Source organism: Nonomuraea sp. NPDC050022 (assembly GCF_044460705.1).
GTDB lineage: Bacteria > Actinomycetota > Actinomycetes > Streptosporangiales > Streptosporangiaceae > Nonomuraea.
Map to the genome: position 1 here is coordinate 481,851 of NZ_JBITKE010000009.1, position 20,607 is coordinate 502,457.

Genomic DNA, 20,607 nt, shown 5'->3' on the forward strand with positions numbered 1-20,607 from the left:
GCCACTCAGCTCTCGCCGACCGCGCCGTCTTCGACGGTACCACCGACGACCGCGCCACCGACGACCGCGCCACCGATGACCGCGCCGCCGACGACTGTGGCGAGGCAGGGTGCCCCGCTCAGCAGGGCGGCGTACGGGTAACGGCCGCGGGCGTCGAACACCGCGAAGTCGGCCCGGCTGCCCGGCCCCAGCGCCCCGATCCGGCCCGCCCCACTCGACATGCCGAGCGCCCGCGCCCCACCCAGCGTGGCGGCCTCGACCAGCCTGCGGTCCAGGCCCGGGGATCGCAGCCCGCGCCCCTTGGCGTACTGCCTGATGGATCTGGCCAGGGTGAGCAGATCGGCCACCGGGGCGGGGGCGCGGGTGCCGAAGGCGACGCGGTTGCCCTCGTCCAGGAGCGCCGGCAGGTCGTCGGGCGGCGACGGGCAGAGGGCGACCACGCTCTTGCGCAGCCGCAGCAGCTTGCGCTCGCCGGGATCCAGCGGCCGGTCGCAGGCCACGTGGCAGTGCGGCCCCAGGATGCCCGCCTCGTCGAGCGCCGCGGGCGAATGGCGGTCCAGGTCGGCCAGCAGCCGCAGGCCGAACGTCCTGGCCAGCACCGCCACGTCCTCCAGGACCTGCGGGTCGGGCGTGTAGGCGGCGATGCCCACCGTACGCGGCCGATCGACCTCGCGGATGGCGGTGATGACCGCGTCGCGCCCGGTCTCCTCCCAGACCTGCTCGGACTCGTACGACACCTCGACGTAGGAGACGCCGGGCAGCCGGGCCGGCTCGGCCGGGTCGGCGGCGACGCCGGCTCTCGCGGTCACCCCGGGCGGCGGCACGGCCGCCGTGGCGCAGGCGTCCACCAGCCCCGCCACGATCATCCCCGGCCAGCGTTGCTCCCGGGTGACGGGGAAGTAGGCGAGCAGCTCCTCCCGGAGCCCCACCTGGAGGACGCGTTCGCCCCGGACCGCGATCGCGGCGCCGCGCAGCGGGTCGGCGCCGATCGGCAGCACCAGCGGGGCGGAGTGGAGGACGATGGGCGCGGGCGTGCGCCTGCCGAGTTTCGGCGCTCGGCCAGATGTGGCACGCTTCGCGGACGGCAAGAGGACCTCCCGTCGGATGACCTGCTGGATTTACCCGCTGGGCTTAAACCTTCTGGTCTTTACCTGCGGGGGCTTTCCTTCTGGGCATTAAACGTGAGCTGGGCCGGGCATGCAATCACGTGCCGGGCCGCGCCTCCCTGGGCCGGTAGCTGCCGGAGAGCCGGGCGAGCTTGAGGCTGAGATGCAGGGCCAGCCGCTCGCCGCCGTCCTTCAGATCGGTGCGGGCCAGTTCCTCCAGCCGCTGCAGCCGGTAGTACAGGGAGGTGCGGTGCAGGCGCAGCGCCCGCGACGTGGCCACCGCGCTGCCCGCCAGATCCAGGTACGTCTCCAGCGTCTCCAGCAGCGGCAGATACTGCTCGTCGGCGAGCAGCTCCGCCAGCCCCGGATGCAGCTCGTGGTGCGGAAGATGGGTGAGCATCCGGTAGACGCCGAGCCGGGCCCACTCCACCGATCGCCCGAGATCGGGCACCCGGGCGGCCACCTCGGCCGCGTGCCGCGCCTCCGTGTACGACTCGGCGGCCTCGGCGAGCGCCGGCCTGGCCCGCCCGATCCCGACCACCACCGGGATCGACATCGCCGCGTGCAGCTCGTCGGCCGCCATCGCGCCGCCCGCGGTCAGCAGCACGGCGTGGTCGTAGCGGACCAGGTGCAGGGGGTGGTGCCCGCTCAGCCGCCGCCGCAGCGCGAGCAGGCCCTGCTCCAGCGCGAGCCGCAGCGCCTCGTCCGGCTCGTCCGACAGCGGTCTGGCCACCAGTACGGTCACCGGCTGAGCCTGCGGGAAGGCGCCGGCCTCGATCAGCTGCCTGGCCGAGTCCCGCTCACCGAGCAGCAGGCCGGTGACCGCCTCCAGCTCCCGGTGCGAGGCCAGCCCGGTGGCCAGGCTCTCGTGGTAGAGCGTCAGGGCCAGGGCGGGCGCCGCCGCGGCGGCCTCGGCCATCCGCGCGCCGGACATGGCCGGGCCGGAGTCGATGAACCAGAGGAAGCCCAGCAGCCCGGCCTCGTGCCGCACCGGAACGCAGACCCGGGGGAGCAGGCCCAGGTGCGGCGCGCCCGGGATGCGTAACGGCCCAGTGGCTTCGTGGATCCCAGCCGACCGCACCCACTGGCGCACCTCGGGGGTGGAGTGCCGGCGCAGGATCGACTCGCGGCGGACGTCGTCCATGGCGCCGTTCTGCTCGCTGTAGACGACGACGCGTTGCACGCGGTCCTCCAGCAACAGCGGTCTGTCAAGGCGAGCGGCCAGCTCGTCCACGGTCCGCTGGAGATCCGCCACCACGTCACCTGGATATTTCGTCATTTGTAGGAGGACACGCCACAAGTCTTCCCTACAACTGATCGGTGATCTCCGTCAACTTCGTCTATAACGTCGATCCGTGATTGCCCCCAAGAAGCTGCTGAAAGGTCTGCTGGCGGCCCTCGTGCTGATTCCGATGAGCCTTGTGGCGACCCCGGCTTCCGCAGCACCCCCCACAGACGATCCCGAGTACCCCTGGCGGCAGAACCACTGGCCGCAGACCCAGCCCTGGCAACAGGACGCGCCCTCGGACGCCCAGTCGCTGCGTAGCCGCTCGGTGGGCGGCATCGCGCCCATCGACCCGCAGAACTGGGAGAACCCCGACCACATGACGTGGGCGGACTACAAGAAGGTGCCGGGCACCCGCTGGAACGACCCGGCCGTCAAGGGCTCCAAGCGCACCTTCAAGGGCGCGCTGGTGCTCCTGGACTATCCGAACCAGCCGTTCGTGGTCACCCAGCCCAAGGGCTCGACGATCTTCAAGAACCCGAGCGCCGAGGCCCACGACATCCCGCGTGACCAGGTGGCGAAGTTCTACCAGGACTTCCTCAACACCCCGAACGACCTCAACAAGGGTCACACCATCCACGAGTACTGGATGGAGGACTCCGGTGGGCGTTACGGGGTCGAGCTGACCGGCTTCGGCCCGTACACCATGCCGGGCAAGGACCACGAGTACGCCATGGAGTTCCAGGGCGGCACCGCCTGCCCGGCGGGCGACTCGTGCGACAAGAACCTGCGTACCGACGGTCACGCCGCGTTCATCGGCGCGATCGGCGAAGAGGCGGCCAAGCAGTTCGACTTCATCTTCTACGTGAGCGCCGGCCAGGACGAGTCGTCCACCTGGCAGGAGTTCGGGATGATGAAATTTCCTACCAAGGAGGATGTGACCGACGAGTGGGGTCCGCCCGACCCCGCCCTGCCGAACTGGGCCGAGACCCGCTACGTCGACTGGACCTCCTGGCAGGCCGGCTCCACCTTCTGGCCCAACGCCAACCTCGGCGTCGACTCCGTCCAGGCCGAGAGCTCCGGCATGGCCGTGTACGCCCACGAGTTCAGCCACATCCTCGGTGTAGCGGACAACTACAACAACCCCTACGGCGTCCCGGCCCGCCGCGCCTACACCGGCATCTGGGAGATGCTCAGCCGGGGCAGCTTCAACGGCCCCGGCGGCCCGCACTCCCGCTGGCTGATCCCGCCGACCTCCGGCGCCTCCATGGGCGCCCAGCACATGCTGCGCAACAAGATCAAGCTGGCGATGGTCGACGAGCAGAACGTGCTGCGCCTGTCACGTGAGGCCCTCGACGAGTCGGGCCTGGTCAAGGCCAGGGTCATCGCCCGCGAGGTGCAGCCGGGCCAGAACGAGCTGTCGGGCGTCAACATCTCCTTCGACACCGGCGACAAGGGCCCGGCCTGCAGCACGCAGACCAACCCGCTCTGCGACGGCGGCGGCTACGAGAACTACACGGTCGAGGTCGTCGACCGGGTCGGCACCGACTCCTTCACCCCCGACTCCGGCGTGCTCGTGGCCAAGACCAAGAACCAGGACCGCTCTCCGTTCGAGTGGGTGATCGACGCCAACCCGCAGGACATCGGGATGACCGACTACGTCATGCCCGACGGGACCAAGGTGCCGATCACGATCGGCGACTACCGCCAGCTGTCCGACGCGCTCTTCCACGCGGGCACCGGCTCCGGCAGCCAGTACGAGTACGTCGACCAGGCCAACCGCCTGCACTTCTACGTGACCGACCTGAAGCGCGACCGCGAGGGCACGCTGTCGTACACGGTCGCGATCCGCTCGCTCGACGGCGCGGGCCCGCAGAAGCGCGGCGTCAAGCTGCTGCCCGCGGCCGGGATCCCGGCCGGCAAGGGCGTGACGACCTGTAAGTTCCCGCTGTTCAACACCGGTAAGGCGGCCTCGGCGCAGGGGCAGCACCCCGAGGACGTCAGCGCCTACCTCAACTCCGACGTCTACCGGCTCAAGGCCGAGGTGCAGGGCAAGGGCTGGACCGCCCAGCTGCCCAACGCCCTGGCCGCAGTCGACTTCGGCAAGCAGGAGGTGGTCACGGTCAACGCCGTGCGCGCCTCGGGTGGTGACCGGCTCGGCAAGGTCAAGCTCACCGCGACGTCGGAGAGCGACCCGGCCAAGACGGTGACGGCCACCTGCCCGGTGATCGGCCTTTAGCTTAAGGACGGGGTACGGCTGGCGCAGGCCGTACCCCATCCGCTTGAATCACCCCCGGAGGTGGTCCTTGACAGGGCAGCTGCCGGAGAAGCCGCGTTCGCGGCGTAGGAGGGTTCCATGGGCCGCGCCGGTCTCGGCCGGCATCGCGGCCGCGGCGGCCAGCGTCCTGGCCGCTTCCGTCGACTGGGACATCCCGCCCGTCGCGAAGGTGGGCGTGACGATGATCGCGGCGCTCCTCGTCGGGCTCACCACCTGGGCCACGACCGAGGCGCGGCCCAAGCGCGAGATCACGGCCGAGCCGTCCTCGCGTCCGCCGGACCAGTGGCCGCCCGTGCCCGAGCACTTCACCGGGCGCGTCGAGTCGCTCGCCGAGCTGCGGACGGTCTTCGGCGAGCGGCGCAAGTCCAAGGCCGGAGATGTCTCACCGCCGCTGGTCGTCTCCGTGTACGGCCGGGGCGGCGTCGGCAAGTCGGCGCTGACGGCCAGGTTCGGGCAGGAGGTCGCCGGCGCGTTCCCCGACGGGCGCCTCTACGCGGACCTGCGGGGCGGCGTCGACGCCCCGGTGCGCCCGGAGGAGGTGCTGATCGGGTTCCTGCGCGCGCTGGGCGTCCGGCTGACCACCGATCCCGGCGGTCTCGACGAGCTGCGCAAGCTCTGGCTGACCTGGACCAAGGACCGCAGGATCCTCATCGGCCTCGACAACGCGCACGGCGCCGACCAGGTCAAGCCGCTGATCCCGGCCGAGCCGGGCTGCGCCGTGCTGGTCACCTCGCGCCAGCCGCTGTTCCTCAACGGCACCCACGACACCCAGCTGGGCGTGTTCAGCGAGGCCCACGGTGTGGAGCTGCTGGCCAGGCTGGCCGGCGGCGACCGGGTGGTCGACGACCTCGCCTCGGCCAAGGAGATCGTCCGGATCTGCGACTACCTGCCGCTGGCGATCAACATCTGCGGCGGCCGGCTGGCCACCCGCGAGCACTGGGCGCTGCGCGAGATGGCCGATCGGCTGGCCGATGAGCGCCGCCGTCTCGACCAGCTCGAACTCGCGCAGACCGTCGACAAGAGCGTGCGCGCCTCCGTGCAGCTCAGCTACGACGACTGCACCGGCATGCAGCGTCGCCTGCTGCGTCTGCTGTCCGCGCTCACCTCGCCAGACGTGCCCGGCTGGGTGGCGGGCGAGCTGCTCGACATCTCCGGGCTCGACGGCGCCGACCAGCTGGAGGCGCTGATCGACGCGCAGCTCGCCGAGAGCTCGGGCGTCGACCAGACCGGCGCCATGCGCTACCGCCTGCACGACCTGGTCCGGCTGTTCGCCACCGAGTTGGCTGAGGAGGACGACCAGGGCCGGCGCCGGGCCGCGATCGAGCGGGTGCTGTACGGCTACCGCCGCCGCGCGGAGGAGGCGGCCCAGGAACGCTGGCCGCAGGACTGGAGCCGCGGCGGGCGCAGCTCCGGCATCGAGGGGCAGACGCACGCGGGCGACTGGCTCAACGCCGAGCGGCTCTCGCTGCTCGCCATGATCAACCTGGCCAGGAATCTGGAGCTGTGGGAGCTGACCTCGGGGCTGGCCAGGGCGTTCTGCTCGCTGTGCCACTCGCTGCGCGCCTACTGGACCGACTGGCACGCCGTGGCCGAGGCGGGCTGCGAGGCCGCGCGGCACACCGGCGACCGGCGCGCCCTGGGCATCGCGTTGCTCGACCGCGCGGCCGTGCAGGGCGGTCTCGGCGGGCACGAGCAGGGCCGGGTGGGCGCCGAGCAGGCGCTGGAGATCTTCACCGACCTGGGCGAGACGTGGTGGGCGGCCCGGGCGATGCGGGCGATCGGCATGGCCCTGTTCAACGACGGCCACCTCGACCGCGCGCAGTCCTACCTGATCGGTGCCATCACCTCCTTCAAGGGTGAGGAGGACTTCTGGTGGATGGCCCGCACCCAGCGCAACCTCGCCGAGATGCGGCTGGCCGAGCGGCGGCCCGAGGAGGCCAGGGAGCTGCTCGAAGACGCCCTTGAGGTGTTCAAGCACGCGGGCAACCGCTACTCCGAGGCCCAGACGCTGCGTGCCTACGGCGAGGTGCTCGCCGCGCAGGCCCGCGGCCGGCACCGCGAAGGCGAGCACCGGGCCGCTCTGGAGGGCTTCACCAAGGCCGGATTCAGCCTCGACCGCGCCGCCGAGATGTTCCGGCAGCGGGGCGAACTGTGGGAGGAGGCCCGCTGCCTGCGTGCCGCCGGCGAGGTCGGCGACCCGTCCAATGGGCTGCGCGAGCTCGACTTCGTCCGGCGGGCGGAGGAGATCCTGGTGGCGCTCGGCGACTCCTGGGGAGTGGCGCGCACCGCGCTGTCGGCCGGGCGGGCGCTGGCCAGGCTGGGCCGGATCGAGGAGTCGGAGGGTGAGCTGCGCCGGGCCGTACACGCCTTCGAGGAGCTCGACGACCGGTGGTGGATGGCACTCAGCCTGCGCTACCTCGGCGAGGCGCACCTCGACTCGGGCGGGCCGCGCGCGGCCGTCGAGCCCCTGACCCAGGCCAGGGACATCTACCGCAGCCTCGGCAACGAGGCCGGCATGCGCAGGACGCTGGAGCTGCTGAGGAAGGTGGAGTCCTGATCAGGGGAGTGGAGCCCTGATCAGCTCACCGGCGGCCTGCCGAGCCTGGAAGATGCTCTCCTCGAACAGCTTGCGCACATGCGCGGCCTGGTCGGACAGCTCCCTGATGTGTGTACGGGCCTGTTCGTCGTGGACGGTCTCGGCGATCAGCTGCTGGTAGTCCGGCGTCCGCGCGGCCAGCGCCTCCAGCCGCCGGTGCGCGTGGAAGACCTTGTCCGCCTTGACCACCTGCTTGGCGTACTTCTCCAGGTGGCGCACCCGCCGCGACAGCGACGTCCAGGCCGCGTCCAGCGCGGTGGTGTACGGCTTGAAGGCGTCCTCCATGCCGGTGGGCAGGTCGCGGGGGATGAGCCGGCCGTGCTCGGCGTGCATGGACGACAGCTTGGCCAGCCGCTGGGCGATCTGCCACACCTCCTCCGGCAACGTCACCCGATTGTCGATGGTGTCGATCAGCCCTGCCCTGTTCACCTGGGAGTTCAGGATCGCGTCCACGGCGTCCTGGGCGCGGCGAAGCAGCATCTGGCAGGGATGGTCGAGATCTTCGGGCAGGACGTAGGCGGCGGCGTACTCGGAGGCGAGCCGGAGGCGTTTCTTGGCCGCCCGGTTCGTCGAGTCCACAGCCATCCACCGCAGCAGTCCGATCAGGCTCATCCCGAGCGCGGCCACGATCGCGCCGCTCGTGCCGGTCATGGCCCAGATCATCATCAGGAGCGCCGGAAGGACGAGGAGCAGGACGGGATTGAAGGAGGAGCCCATCTGCCGGCCGGTTCTGGCCATGCGGAGGACGTGCGGGCTGGATCGCAGCTGGATGGAGATGTCCGGAGGCAGGGATGGGTCGATCACCAGCCTCGGGGGCAGAGCACGCGGATCCATACCGTTCATGCTGCGTTATGAACCTCGAATCCGCTCATTTTTAAGCGACATATAGGGTCTAATCAATGAACGAGATGACGCGATGGATCGATCTGGAAGGCGCCGTCAACGTGCGCGACCTGGGTGGACTCACCACCCATGACGGCGGCGTCACCCGCTACGGACGGATTTTTCGGGCGGACAATCTCCAAGGGCTCACCGACAAGGACGTGTCCCGGCTGGTCGGCGAGCTCAAACTGCGCCACGTCGTGGACCTCCGCTCCAACGCCGAGGTCGCGCTGGAGGGCCCCGGGCCGCTGACCCGGATGCCCGAGGTGACGCATCACCATCTGACGCTGTTCGCCGAGGGAGGCAGGCACACCGACGTCGAGGCCGACACCATCGACGGCGACCGGGTGCTGCCCTGGCAGGAGCGTGAGCTGGACGAGGACCTGCGGATGACCGGTTTCTACTACGGCTACCTGCGGGACCGGCCCGAGGCGGTGGTGGCCGCGCTGCGGGCGATGGCGCTGAACGACGGCGCGGCCGTGGTGCACTGCGCGGCCGGCAAGGACCGCACCGGGGTGCTGTCGGCGTTGGCCCTGGAGGTGACAGGCGTCACCCGGGAGGGCATCATCGCTGACTACGTGGCCACCGGGGAGCGGCTGGAGCAGGTGCTGCGCCGGCTGCGCGGCAGCGCCACGTACCGCGACGACCTGGACTCACGGCCGGCCGACGACCACATGCCGCGGGCGCGGTACATGGAGCAGTTCCTGTCGGTGCTGGACGAACGGTTCGGCGGGCCGGCGGCGTGGCTGGAGTCGAACGGATGGACGGAGGCCGACACGGAGATGATGCGGGCCCGCCTACGCGTGTAGGCCCTCCGGCCGTTCCTCCTTGGGACGCCTGCCACTACGGCCGTCTTCTCCCGCTCCCCCGGAGGGGGACCTCTCCAAGGACCCCAGCCACCACGGACCGTTTTCGTCCGCTCCTCCGGAGGGGTCTCTCCTCCCTGGGACCTCTGCCGCTACGGGCCGTCCGCTCCCGCTCCTCCGGAGGGGTCTCTCCTCCCTGGGACCTCTGCCGCTACGGGCCGTCCCCTCCCGCTCCTCCGGAGGGGGTATCCCTCCTAAAGGACCTCAGCCACCACGGACCGTCACCGGGGATCGAGACGGTCGTGTGACGACGCATCAGGTTCTTTCAGCCGTACCCTGCCGCAGTCGCACGACAACGCGCTCGGCCGCCGACCGGCGGGCCGCCTCGATGACGGTCAGCGCGTCGATCACGCTGTCGGGGCTCACCGGCGGCGCGGTGCCCGCGCGCAGGCAGGTCTCGACGCCGCGGTAGAAGTCGAGATACGCCCCAGCCTCGGTGCGGACCGCAGTTTTGTCGTCTTCCGTCCCGACAAGCCCCCACATCGCCTCGCTCTCCTCGCCGAACCCCGGCGAGTCGGGCGAGATCCCGGCGCGCAGCCGTTCCTCCTGCACGTCCATCCCGTACTTGACGTACGCCCCCCGCGACCCGAGCACCCGGAACCGCGGCCCGCCCTGAGCGGCCAGCGCACCCGCCCACAGGTGTGACCGGGCACCACTGACGTGGGACAGCGCGATGAACGTGTCGTCGTCGGCCGCCACCCCCTCGCGCCGGATGTCGCTCTCCGCGTAGACGTCGCGTACTGGCCCGAGCAGCTGCAGCGCCTGGTCGACAAGGTGGCTTCCCAGGTCGTAGAGCAGACCGCCGACCTCCTCGGGGCCGCCGGCCTCGCGCCAGCCGCCCTTGGGCACCGGCCGCCAGCGCTCGAACCGGGACTCCAGGCGCAGCACGTCACCGAAGCGGCCCTCTCCGGTGAGCCGGCTCAGGGTGCGGAAGTCGCCGTCCCAGCGCCGGTTCTGGAAGACGGTCAGCATCAGGTCGCGCTCGGCCGCCAGTCGTACGAGCTCGCGGGCCTCCTCGGCGGTACGGGCGAGAGGCTTGTCGACCACGACCGGCTTGCCGCGGGTGAGGGCTTCGGTGGCCACCGACACGTGGGTCTTGTTCGGTGAGGCGACGACCACGAGGTCGCAGCGGTCCCACAGCCCGGCCAGTTCGGGCACGGGGACCGCGCCGTAGCGCGCGGCCACCTCGTCGGCTCGCGCCGGGTTTCCGGTGACGACGGCGGACAGCCGCAGGCCGGGCGTGGCGTGGATCAGGGGCGCGTGGAAGAACGCGCCCGCCGTGCCGTACCCGACCAGGCCGACCTCGATCTCGCTCATCGGCCCAGCGTAACGCGAGCCCCCACCGCCATCGCCCGGCGCGGTGGGGGTCTCTCGCCGCGATTGGTCCGGCGGCGGTTGGGGGCCGCTCGCGTCTTCGGCCTGACGGGCGGCCGGGTTCTCTCGCCGTGGTCGGTCCGGCGCGCGGCGGGGATCTCTCGCCGTGGTCCGGCGTGCGGTTGGAGTGGCCCGCCGTCTTCGTCCTGATGTGCGGTGGGGGCGCGCCGTGGGTGGCTGGCTACTCGTCGTCGCGTTCGGCCAGGAAGCGTTCGAACTGGGCGGCGAGTTCGTCACCCGTGGGCATCGGGGTGGCCTCGGCGATCAGGTTCTCGCGGTCGGTGCCGCCCGCGAACGCGTCGTACTGCTGCTCAAGACCGCTGATCGCCGTGGACAGCTCGGTCGAGGCCTGGATCTGCTCCTCGATCTCGGTCGTGGTGCGCTGGGCCGCCTCGCGCAGCGCGTCCAGCGGGAAGAGCAGGCCGGTGCCCCGCGTGACCGCCTCCAGGGCGGCGACCGCGGCGTGCGGGTATTCGGCCTGTGACAGGTAGTGCGGTACGTGTACCGCGTACCCCAGCGCGTCGTGCCCCTGGGAGCCGAGCCGGAACTCGATCAGGGCGGCCACGCTGGCCGGCACCTGTACCCGGCCGAAGGAGCTGGTCTGGGCATTGATCAGCTCGGGACGGCTGGCGTGCATGGTGATGCCGAGCGGCCGGGTGTGCGGGACCGCCATCGGGATGCCGTGCAACGTGACAATTTTGCTGATCTTCAGCTGGTCGATGAGGGCGCCGACCGCCCGGGTGAACAGCTCCCACTCACGGTCCGGCTCGGGTCCGCTCATCACCAGGAAGGGGGTGCCGGTGGCGTCCTTCGCGGCGTAGACGGCCAGCTCGGGGGACTCGCACTCGACCCATCTGTCGGTGTCGAAGGTCATGATGGGCCGCCGCGAGCGATAGTCGAGGAGGCGGTCCACGTCGAACGTCGCCACGGTCCGGTGCTCCAGCTCAGCCAGCAGGTGGCCCAGCGCGAGGCGTCCGGCACCACCCGCGTCGACGAAGCCGTCGAAGTGGTACAAGAGCACGGGATCGGCCAGCTCGGGCGCATCTTCTGCGAGCTTGTAGAGATCCGTCGGGTCGAACACGGTTGGACAGCCTTTCCCTAGGTACTCTCTCCAGAACCTACGACGAGCCGCAACGATTCCGTGCAAGGCACCCTATCGAGGGAGAATGGTGGACATGGACGAGGATCCGGAGCTCGAAGAGTTCGCGACACGGATGTTCGACCTGGCCAGGGCGGGCGACACGGAGACGTTGCGCGCCTACGTGGACGCCGGGGTTCCGGCAAATCTCACCAATAGCAAAGGTGACACTTTGCTGATGCTGGCGGCTTATCACGGTCACGCCGCGACCGTCCGGATGCTCGCCGAGCTGGGCGCCGACCCGGGAAGAGCGAACGACCGTGGCCAGACACCTCTGGCGGGTGCTGTGTTCAAGAAGGAGTCTGCCGTGGTCAGAGCGCTGCTCGACGCGGGCGCGGATCCGGCGGCCGGAGCCCCCTCGGCGGTGGACACGGCGCGGATGTTCGCGAACGACCAGTTCCTTGAATGGTTCCGGCAAATCAGCACATAGCGTGAAATATGGCGAAATGTCCGGGAAGTTATCGAGTGTGGCCTTTCGAACAGCCCATCGTCATGCTGGGAAGGTGGTTACTTCTGCGCACTCCTTCAGTAGGCGACCGCTTCGCATCCCTCCATTGCCATGCCCGTTCCCGAACGAGATCAACGTGCACGCCACAGAGATCGACTCGGAAAGCCACGCATGGCTGGCCGCCTCGCACATGCTCGCCGGAGCCGACACGATCGAGCACTTCCGGCGCTCAAAGATCGGCCTGCTCGCCGCACGTACCAACCCCATCGTGCCGCGGGACAGTCTCAGGCTGATCAACGACTGGTACAACTGGCTCTTCGCGTTCGACGACGCCTTCTGCGAGGGCGAGCTGATGGGACACCGGGCCTCTGCGCTGGCCCGCGCCCTTCCGCCGCTCCTCGAGATCCTCGACGGCCGCAAGGAGCCGGATGCCACCGACCCGTTCGGGCTCGCCCTGAGCGAGCTGCTCCACCGAATCTCGGACACCGCCACGCCCGCTCAAGTGGACAGATGGCGCATCACAGTAAAGGAGTACCTTTTCGCCCAGATCTGGGAGGCCGCCAACCGGGAGGTCGACCTGATCCCCACGCCCGAGGACTACGTGCTCATGCGCCGCATCACCGGAGCCACGTACACCTGCCTCGCGCTCATTGACGCGTGCGGCGGCTACCGGCTGGAAGCGGAGGAATGGCACCATCCGGACGTGCGCGCGCTCTCCGACCTAGCCTGCGACCTCATCGGCTGGGACAATGACCTGCTGTCGTACGCCAAGGAGCGCGGCAACGACAAGGCCCGGCACAACCTCGTCACGGTGCTGGCCACGCACAAGACCCTCACCCTGCAAGAGGCCCTGCAAGAGGTGGCGAACATGCACAACGAAGCCATCGCCGCCTTCCTCGACCGGCGCGCGGTGCTCGACCGCTGGGCCTCGTTACCGGTGCACAAGTATGTACGCGGCCTCGAACACTGGGTGCGCGGGCACATCGAGTTCTCGCTCGGCAGCGCCCGCTACGTCCAGGCCTGGCCGACCGGCACGTGCTGGCCGCAGGCCGTCTAGTCGACATCTCCTGGGGCGTCCAGCTCGCCGAGCGCGAGCGCGGACGCCTCATCGAGATCGAGCCGCGTGCCCTCCTCGAAGGCGTTCTTGTAGGAGTCCTCGCCCATCACCTTCTGGCACTCCTTGACGCACTGCTCGTGGTCGCTGGTGAGGAACGGCGCACCGAGCATGGGCAGGCCGGCCGTCTTCCAGTTCTGATGGAGCGCGCCGAGCAGCCGCGCGGCGAGCGGCGCCTGCTCCATGACGGCGAAGATCCGGGCCGTGGTCTCCAGCACCAGCAGCGTGCCGAGCGTGTCGTGGAAGTGGCGCTTGATCCGCAGTCCCTCACGCGCACTCTGCAGCGCGTCCCCGGCCCGGCCCGTCGCCAGCCGGGTGATGGACAGCGACCACTGCGCGTAGGAGCTCAGCCACAGCTCGCCGCGTTCGCGGCACACCTGCAGGCAGTCCTGCAGCAGGGACTCGGCCTCATACAGCTCACCTTGCGCGGACAGCACCAGCGACAGCTCGACGATGGCCGGCAGCAGGCCCGGGTTGAGCTCCTTGTTGTCGGTGTTGAACTCGATCGCCACACCCAGCAGCGCGCTGGCCTTCTGCAGGTCGCCCTGCAGCAGGGCCGCAGTCCCCTGCATCTTGGAGGCGAGGATGACCGCCTTGGAGTCGCCGACCCTGACCGCCTCGGTGCTGCACTGCTCGGCCGCCGCCAGCGCACCGGCGCTGTCGCCCTGGCCGCTGCGTACGTAGGACAGCACCCACAGAGCCTTGCAGCGCTGCTTGCTCACTCCCGGGTTGGCCTGCAGGGCGCGTTCCAGGTAGAGCCGGCCTTCGCGTACGAATCCGCAGCAGACCCACATGAACCACAGCGACGACAGCAGGGTCAGCGCCAGAATGGACTCCCCGGGCGACCGCAGCGCGTGCTCAAGGGCCACTCGCACGTTGTCGTGCTCCTGGCGCATGCGGACGAACCAGTAGATCTGCCTCGGCCCCGACCAGGCGTCCTCGCTGCGCTGCGCCAGGCTCAGGTAGTACTCCAGATGCCGGTGCCGCATCTGCTCGGTCTGGCCGAGCTTGTCCAGCCACTCCTCGCCGTACTCCGCCAGCGTGTCGATGAGCTTGTAGCGGACTCCGGCGTGATTGCTCCTGATCAGCAGGATCGACTTCTCCACCAGCCCGGTGACCAGGTCGGTGATGTCCTCGGACGGCAGCCGGTCGTCGGCGCACACGAACCTGGCCGCGTCGAGCTCGAAATCGCCCGCGAACACCGACAGCCGCGCCCACAGCAGTCTCTCCGCCGGTTCGCACAACTCGTGGCTCCATCCGATCGCCGCGCGCAGCGTCTGATGGCGCGGTAGTGCCGTACGACTGGCGCCCGCCAGGAGGCTGAAGCGGTCGGCCAGCAGCCCCAGGATCTGATCGACCGACAGCGCCCGCAGGCGTACGGCCGCCAGCTCGATCGCCAGCGGAATGCCGTCGAGTCGGCGGCACAGCTCGGCCACCGCCCCGATGCTCTGCTCGTCGAGCACGAAATCGGGCATCACCGCGCCGGCCCGAGCCCCGAACAGCTGCACCGACTCATTGGTGAACAGGCTCTCGGTCGGGTCGTCGCCCGGCACCTGCAGCGGCGGAACGGGCACCACGTGCTCATAGGGCAGGTGCAGCGACTGGCGGCTGGTGGCCAGCACCTTCAGGTTGGGAGCGCGCTCCAGCAACTCCTCGACCAGCTCGGCGCAGCCCTGCACCAGATGCTCGCAGGTGTCGATGATGAGCAGCATGTCGCGCTCGCCGACCCACTCCGACAGGGACTCGGACTCGGCCCGCGACGACTGGTCGGCGATGCCCAGCGCCGACGCGATGGTGTGCTTGACCATCCCGGCGTCCTGCAACCGGGCCAGGTCGGCGAACCAGACGCCGTCCTCGTACTGGGAGCGGATCTGGTGCGCCAGCCGAAGCACCGTGCGGGACTTGCCGACACCGCCGATGCCCGTGACCGTCACCAGCCGCGACTCGGCGAGATGTCGCTTGAGGTTGGCGAGCAAGCGGGTCCGCCCCACGAAGCTGGTCAGCTCCGACGGCAGATTGCCTTCTCGCCGCCAGCCGGTCGGGGTGGCCATGGGCGACCTCACGGGGGATAGGCGACACCTGCTTTGGCATCGTACCCTTGAGGCCCTTCGCCGCACGGGATAAGCCGCGCGGGCCGGGAATGGGTTTGTCCCTCTGAGTAGCATGTATACCGTGAGTGAATTCCTCCCGGAGCAGACGGACGACGATACGGACCTCGGCTGGGGCGACTGGCGCGACTCCCAGGACACCGACCCGGACTCCTTCTACCTGGACGACAAGCCACCTCACTGGGGGTGACCGTCCGTTAGGCGCCGTTGGGTGTCATTGGACGCCATTAGGCGCCGTTAGGCAGGCAGGCCAGACACAAAGGGCGTCTCATAGCAGGCCGCCTTCCTCATACGCCAGAAGTCCGTCACCGGCCAGAAACCGGTCGGCGCAGATGTCCTTCACTGAAGGCGTCCGCCGCAGAACGGGCTTGAGCGATCGGGGGCGTTCGCCGCCGAAGGGGCCTGCGCCGCCGAAGAGGCCCATGCCACCGAAGGCGGATGACTCCGGCGGCGTGGGCGGGACCTTCCTGCGGCGGTGGGCGTCTTAGCTGACCACGTCCTTGCGGCGGAAGCGGCGGAAGGCCACCGCGATCAGGATGGCCGCGTACGTCACCGACACCGACGCGCCCTTGGCCATGCCGCTCCAGTCGAGTTCCGGTGCGAGGGCGTCTGTCCAGGCCGTGTTCCAGAAGGTCGGCAGAAACTCCCGCAGCGAGCCCAGCGCCTCCACGGCCTGCAGGATGGTGCTGATGATCCACAGACCCACCGCCCCGCCGACCGCGCCGAGCGGTGAGTCGGTCATCGTGGAGATGAGGAACGCCAGCGCCGCCACCACCAGCTGGCTCACCAGGGCGTAGCCGATCACGATGCCGAAGCGCGGCAGCACGTCGAGCGCCGGGATCGTCTCACCCGTGCCGGGCACCTGGATGTCGTGCCAGCCGAACGCCAGTGTGCCGGCGAGCAGCGCCATCAGGGGCAGGCAGATCACCGCCGCCGCCGAGTAGCCGAGCGCCACGATGATCTTCTGCCGCAGCAGCCGATCACGCGGCACCGGCGCGGCCAGCAGATAACGAAGCGACGACCAGCTGGCCTCGCTCGCCACGGTGTCGCCACAGAACAGGGCGACGGCCACGACCAGCAGGAAGTTGGCCGACACCGACAGGGCGAACGCCGCGAAGTTGAGACCGCTGGCCGTCGCCAGGTCGGAGATGCGCAACGCTGACTGCTGCTGCCCGCTGGACTGCGGGCCGAACTGGAAGGCGATCACCAGGATCCACGGCAGCGCGAGCAGCAGCCCGAACATGACGAGCGTGCGCCGCCGCTTGAACTGCCTGACGATCTCGACCCGCAACGGCAACGTCCGGCGGGGCGCGTAGCCGGCCGCCGACCGGGCCGTGGACCCGGTCACGGAGCCTGTCGCGGTCCCCGACTCGGTCAAGGTCGCGATCCCGTTGGTGGAGCCGTTTGTGGAGCCGTGGGTCACGACTTCTCTCCGATGAGGTCGAGGAACACGTCTTCGAGGCGCGGCCCATGTCCGTTGGTGGAGGTGGCGGCACTGAGCAGCACCGACACCGGACCCGCCGACACCAGACGGCCTCTGTGCATGACCACCACATGGCTGCACGTCTGCTCGACCTCCGCCAGGAGGTGGCTGGAGACGATCACCGTACGGCCGTCGCGGGCATAGCGCTTGAGCACCTCGCGCATCTCCCTGATCTGGGGCGGGTCGAGGCCGTTGGTGGGTTCGTCGAGGACCAGCAGGTCAGGCAGCCCGAGCATGGCCTGGGCGATCGCCAGCCGTTGCCGCATGCCCTGCGAGTAGGTGCGTACGGCCCGCTCCAGCGCCTTGCCCAGATCCGCGATCTCCAGCGCTTCGTCGAACCGGGCGTCGGCGGTGGGGCGGCCGGTGGCGGCCCAATAGAGCTCGATGTTGTCGCGGCCGGACAGGTGCGGCAGGAACCCTGGCCCCTCGACGAACGACCCGAGCCTGGACAGCACGGGAGCACCGGGTGTCACCCGGTCGCCGAAGATGCGGACCTCACCGGCGTCGGGCTGGATGAGGCCCATCATCATGCGCATCGTGGTCGTCTTGCCCGCGCCGTTGGGCCCGAGCAGGCCCAGCACCTGACCACGCTCGACCCGGAACGACAGGTCGTCAACGGCCAGCTCACCATTGCGGTACGCCTTGGTGAGCCCCCTGATCTCCAACGGCACCTCTTCGCCAGGCACGGGTCCCGCACCGGACGGATCGCCGTCCTCCCCGAGCACGTCCGACGAACTGCCGTCCTGCTGGTCGGTGGCGGTTCGGCGCCGGTCTCGTACGCCGGGGATCCGGCGGCGGGACGGGGTCCGGCCGGTGGCCATGATGAGGGCGGCCAGCGCGATGGCGGCGAGCGGCATCGCCCACACCCACCACGCCACCCCGGTCGTGGGTGCGGCCAGCGCGGACACCGTTGGTACGGCGAGGGCGGGCGCCGCCAGGCCGACCCGGTAGGAGGCCGGTTCGACGGGTGTCGCGTAACCCATGTCGGTCGTTGTCACCGCCAGCCGCAGCCGGTGTCCCACCGCGAAGCGGTAGTCGACGGCGGGCAGCGTGACCGTGGCCTCCACGCTGTCGGCGCCTTCCGGAACCGTCACGCGCAACGGCGAGACCAGCCCGGCGGGCAGGTTGGGCGGCTGTACGGTGTCGGCCACGTCATAGACCTTGGCGAACAGCGTCACCTCGCCCTTGCCGTAGACCTTCAGCTTGACCGACGGGCTGCCGGTGAGCTGGAGCGGAGCGGTGAGCGGCGCCGACTCGAAGACGGCCACCTGGCCGGGCATGTCGAGCCCGACGCTGAGGTTGGTCGCGCCGCCGCTCCCGCCGAGCAGGCCGCCGGTGCCGGGCACCGTGGAGATGGAGGCGGGTGAGCCGCCGGGCGGGTTGGCGATGTTCTGCTCGGGGCCGTTGAGCGTGACCGCGGTGGTGGCGGTGCCGCCGAGGCCGGGGTAGGCGGTGGACTCGGGGTGGAGCCTGATGCGCTGGCGGGTGCCGGGGTCGCGGCCGCCGTCACGGGTCACGGTGAACCGCTCCGGGACCGGTGAGCCGTCACCCTTGAGGTAGTGGCCGAACCAGCCGGCCGTCTGGTCGTAGAGCCAGTCGGCCTCGCCGTTGCCGCCGTCGTGGCCGCCGTCGAACCAGGCCAGGCTCACCGGCGTGCCCGCGGCGGCGATCGCCTTGGCGTTGGCGTCGGCCTGGCCGAGCGGGAACAGCGAGTCGCGCTGCCCCTGGATGAGCAGCGTCGGCGCCTTGATGCGGCCGGCCACCGTCACCGGGCTGGACTTGCGCAGCAGCTCGATCGCCTCCGGCGTGGCCCGCCCGGTCTTGGCGACCTGCTGGTACATCTCGCAGACCGCGGGCAGGAACCTGCCGCACCTGGCCTGCTCGGCCGTCAGCGGCACGCTCTGCCGACTGAGCGCGCCCAGTCCCTGAGCGGCGCCGAGCCCCTGAGCCGCGCCGCCGCCCTGGACCGGGGCGCCGCGGCCGAAGAAGTAGCCCGCCCACATGCGCTTGAACACGCCGTTGGCCGGGCCCTGGCCACCGCCGTCGGGGAACAGCGAGTCGGCCAGGTCGGCCCAGGTGATCTGCGGCACGATCGCGTCCACGCGGCTGTCGTAGGCGGCCGTCATCAGCGCGATGGCCCCGCCGTAGGAGCCGCCCGCGATGCCCACCCGCGGGTCGCCGGGTGCGTCGAGCCGGACCTCGGGCCGCTTGGCCAGCCAGTCGATGAGCTGCTTGACGTCCTTGACCTCGTAGTCGGCGGAGTTGAGCGCGATCTCGCCGGTCGAACGGCCGAAACCGCGGGCCGACCAGCTCAGCACCGCGTAGCCGTCCTGCGCCAGCCGCTGAGCCTGCTGACGCACGCTCTGCTTGCTGCCGCCGAACCCGTGCGCGAGCAGCACGACCGGAGCCTTCCCGCCGCCCGCGGCCGGGAAGAACGTCGCGTCGAGCTCGACCCGCTGGTCGCCCGCCGGCCCGTCGACGACGGAGATGCGCTGGTCGAGGCCCTTCGCCTCGGGGGCGGACGGCCACACCAGCCACGTCACCACCCCCACGAGGGCGAGCACCGTGACCAGCGCGGCTACACGTTTCATCTGAATGGTGGCGCGGAGACCCGGTCCTTCAGGACCGAGAGGAAGCGCCACCCCTCCTCTCGAAAACAGTATGGAAAGGCTCGGTCACTTTCGGTAATATGTGCGGTGGGTGAGGCCGCTGTGACAGGAGGTGCGCGATGGCGATCCGCCGCTCCGCCACCAAACGACACGGCCTGCCCACGGTCGTGCAACTGCGGCTCACGCCCACCCCGGCCCAGGCCGACGCGCTGGCGGCGGCGGTGCAGGTGTGTAATCAGGCGGCCACTGCCGTGTCCCGGCTGGCCTGGCAGCACCGGGTCTTCGCTGTGGTGGAGCTGCATCGGCTGGCCTATTACGAGGTGCGCGGGCAGGTGGCCGGGCTGGGTGCGCAGGCGGCCGTGCGGGCGATCGCCCGGGTCGCCGCCGCGTATGCCAACCGGCGCGTCAGCAAGAAACGCGCTCACATCTTCCGGCCGCACGGCGCTGTCCCTTACGACGCCCGGTTGATGAGTTTCAACCGTGACGCCCGGATGGTGTCGTTGTGGACACCCACCGGCCGCGTCACCGTCGCCTACACCGGCCGGCCGGAAGACCTCAAAGCGATCGATGCGCTGCCGGTGGGGGAGGCTGATCTGATCTGCCGGCGCGGGGTGTGGCTGCTGCACCTCACCCTCACCCTGCCCCGACCGGCAGTGCGTGAGCCGGTCGGCGGCTTCGTGGGGGTGGATCAAGGGGTGGCTAACCTGGCGGTCACCTCCGACCGGGTGGTGTTGCCCGGCCCCGCCTTGCCGGGGCCGGTCGGCGGTAATGGCCACGTGCGCACCCTGCGGCAGCGGCGGCATCGGCAACGCCGTCGGTTGCAGAGGAAGGGCACGTCTGCGGCGCGGCGGGTGCTGCGCCGCCTTGCCGGGCGTGAACACCGGATGATGACCGACCTCAACCACCAAATCAGCAAATACGTGGTGCGCGAAGCCGAACGCACCGGCCGCGGCATAGCCCTGGAAGACCTTCAGGGCATCCGCGGCCGGGTAAGGGCTCATCGGTTCCAGCGGCGCACCCTGCACAACTGGGCCTTCGCCCAGCAGATCACCTTCACCCGCTACAAGGCCGCCCGGGCCGGAGTCGCCTTCCTGCTGGTCGACCCCGCCTACACCTCGCAGGCGTGTCCAGAATGCGGGTGCGTGACCACGGCGAACCGGCCGGCGCGGGGCCGCTTCGTCTGCAAAAGGTGCGGCCTCGCTGGGCACGCCGACCACATCGCAGCCCGCAACATCGCCACACGCGGCATAGCGGGCTGGGCTGCCATCAACCAGCCACACGCTACCGGCCTCCTTTCACCCAGACGGGACCGTGAGAGCAAACCACCAGCTTCAACCAGTGGTAGTTGATGTGGTTGAGCCTACTTTCCGCACCTGAGAA

15 protein-coding genes are annotated in these 20,607 nt (G+C 70.2%); 7 read left to right on the forward strand and 8 right to left on the reverse strand.

The window, feature by feature from the left end; genetic code table 11:
* Positions 1-5 precede the first annotated feature (5 nt).
* Both ACIBO2_RS37460 and ACIBO2_RS37465 read right to left on the reverse strand, forming a co-directional pair.
* Positions 6-1,088: an amidohydrolase family protein gene (locus ACIBO2_RS37460; RefSeq protein ID WP_358545244.1), complete on the reverse strand. Its 1,083-nt coding sequence runs from the start codon at positions 1,086-1,088 to the stop codon at positions 6-8.
* Positions 1,089-1,203: 115 nt separating this feature from the next.
* A complete protein-coding gene (locus ACIBO2_RS37465; protein WP_358545246.1) occupies positions 1,204-2,385 on the reverse strand; it encodes a helix-turn-helix domain-containing protein in 1,182 nt (393 codons plus the stop codon).
* 76 nt (positions 2,386-2,461) lie between these two features.
* On the opposite strand from ACIBO2_RS37465, the gene ACIBO2_RS37470 reads away from it, so the two are divergent.
* Positions 2,462-4,570: a M6 family metalloprotease domain-containing protein gene (locus tag ACIBO2_RS37470; RefSeq protein WP_397303131.1), complete on the forward strand. Its 2,109-nt coding sequence runs from the start codon at positions 2,462-2,464 to the stop codon at positions 4,568-4,570.
* 67 nt (positions 4,571-4,637) lie between these two features.
* Positions 4,638-7,166, forward strand: a complete 2,529-nt coding sequence (locus ACIBO2_RS37475) for a tetratricopeptide repeat protein (protein WP_358545249.1) — start codon at positions 4,638-4,640, stop codon at positions 7,164-7,166.
* On the opposite strand, the gene ACIBO2_RS37480 is transcribed toward ACIBO2_RS37475, so the two are convergent.
* Complete coding sequence (locus ACIBO2_RS37480) at positions 7,167-8,039, reverse strand: hypothetical protein (protein ID WP_397303134.1); 873 nt, start codon at positions 8,037-8,039, stop codon at positions 7,167-7,169. It abuts the gene before it with no gap.
* 65 nt (positions 8,040-8,104) lie between these two features.
* Between ACIBO2_RS37480 and ACIBO2_RS37485 the strand changes: the two genes are divergently transcribed.
* Positions 8,105-8,896: a tyrosine-protein phosphatase gene (locus ACIBO2_RS37485; protein WP_397303137.1), complete on the forward strand. Its 792-nt coding sequence runs from the start codon at positions 8,105-8,107 to the stop codon at positions 8,894-8,896.
* Between the two features lie 312 nt (positions 8,897-9,208).
* Here the strand turns inward: ACIBO2_RS37485 and ACIBO2_RS37490 are convergent, their stop codons facing one another.
* Entirely contained in the window at positions 9,209-10,270 is a 1,062-nt protein-coding gene (locus tag ACIBO2_RS37490) for a Gfo/Idh/MocA family oxidoreductase (RefSeq protein WP_358545254.1), read from the reverse strand.
* Positions 10,271-10,508: 238 nt separating this feature from the next.
* Entirely contained in the window at positions 10,509-11,408 is a 900-nt protein-coding gene (locus ACIBO2_RS37495) for a PAC2 family protein (protein WP_357940625.1), read from the reverse strand.
* An 85-nt stretch (positions 11,409-11,493) separates the two neighbouring features.
* Here ACIBO2_RS37495 and ACIBO2_RS37500 point away from each other — a divergent pair, with 85 nt between their 5' ends.
* Both ACIBO2_RS37500 and ACIBO2_RS37505 read left to right on the forward strand, forming a co-directional pair.
* Positions 11,494-11,895 carry an ankyrin repeat domain-containing protein gene (locus ACIBO2_RS37500; RefSeq protein WP_357940627.1) on the forward strand — a complete coding sequence of 134 codons (402 nt, stop codon included), beginning with the start codon at positions 11,494-11,496 and terminating at the stop codon, positions 11,893-11,895.
* 154 nt (positions 11,896-12,049) lie between these two features.
* Positions 12,050-12,970: a hypothetical protein gene (locus tag ACIBO2_RS37505; RefSeq protein ID WP_358545258.1), complete on the forward strand. Its 921-nt coding sequence runs from the start codon at positions 12,050-12,052 to the stop codon at positions 12,968-12,970.
* Here ACIBO2_RS37505 and ACIBO2_RS37510 read toward each other — a convergent pair.
* Positions 12,967-15,078 (reverse strand): ATPase, encoded by a 2,112-nt coding sequence (locus ACIBO2_RS37510; protein WP_358545261.1) that lies wholly within the window; start codon positions 15,076-15,078, stop codon positions 12,967-12,969. The two genes, ACIBO2_RS37505 and ACIBO2_RS37510, sit on opposite strands and share 4 nt — an antisense overlap.
* A gap of 121 nt (positions 15,079-15,199) precedes the next feature.
* On the opposite strand from ACIBO2_RS37510, the gene ACIBO2_RS37515 reads away from it, so the two are divergent.
* A complete protein-coding gene (locus ACIBO2_RS37515; protein WP_358437978.1) occupies positions 15,200-15,325 on the forward strand; it encodes a hypothetical protein in 126 nt (41 codons plus the stop codon).
* Positions 15,326-15,619: 294 nt separating this feature from the next.
* On the opposite strand, the gene ACIBO2_RS37520 is transcribed toward ACIBO2_RS37515, so the two are convergent.
* The gene (locus tag ACIBO2_RS37520) at positions 15,620-16,558 is read right to left on the reverse strand and encodes an ABC transporter permease subunit (protein ID WP_358545263.1); all 939 of its coding nucleotides are present in this window, start codon (positions 16,556-16,558) and stop codon (positions 15,620-15,622) included.
* Positions 16,555-19,209, reverse strand: a complete 2,655-nt coding sequence (locus tag ACIBO2_RS37525) for a CocE/NonD family hydrolase (protein WP_397303145.1) — start codon at positions 19,207-19,209, stop codon at positions 16,555-16,557. Before ACIBO2_RS37525 ends, ACIBO2_RS37520 begins: the two co-directional genes overlap by 4 nt.
* A 137-nt stretch (positions 19,210-19,346) precedes the next feature.
* On the opposite strand from ACIBO2_RS37525, the gene ACIBO2_RS37530 reads away from it, so the two are divergent.
* Positions 19,347-20,576: an RNA-guided endonuclease InsQ/TnpB family protein gene (locus tag ACIBO2_RS37530; protein ID WP_397303148.1), complete on the forward strand. Its 1,230-nt coding sequence runs from the start codon at positions 19,347-19,349 to the stop codon at positions 20,574-20,576.
* Positions 20,577-20,607 lie beyond the last annotated feature (31 nt).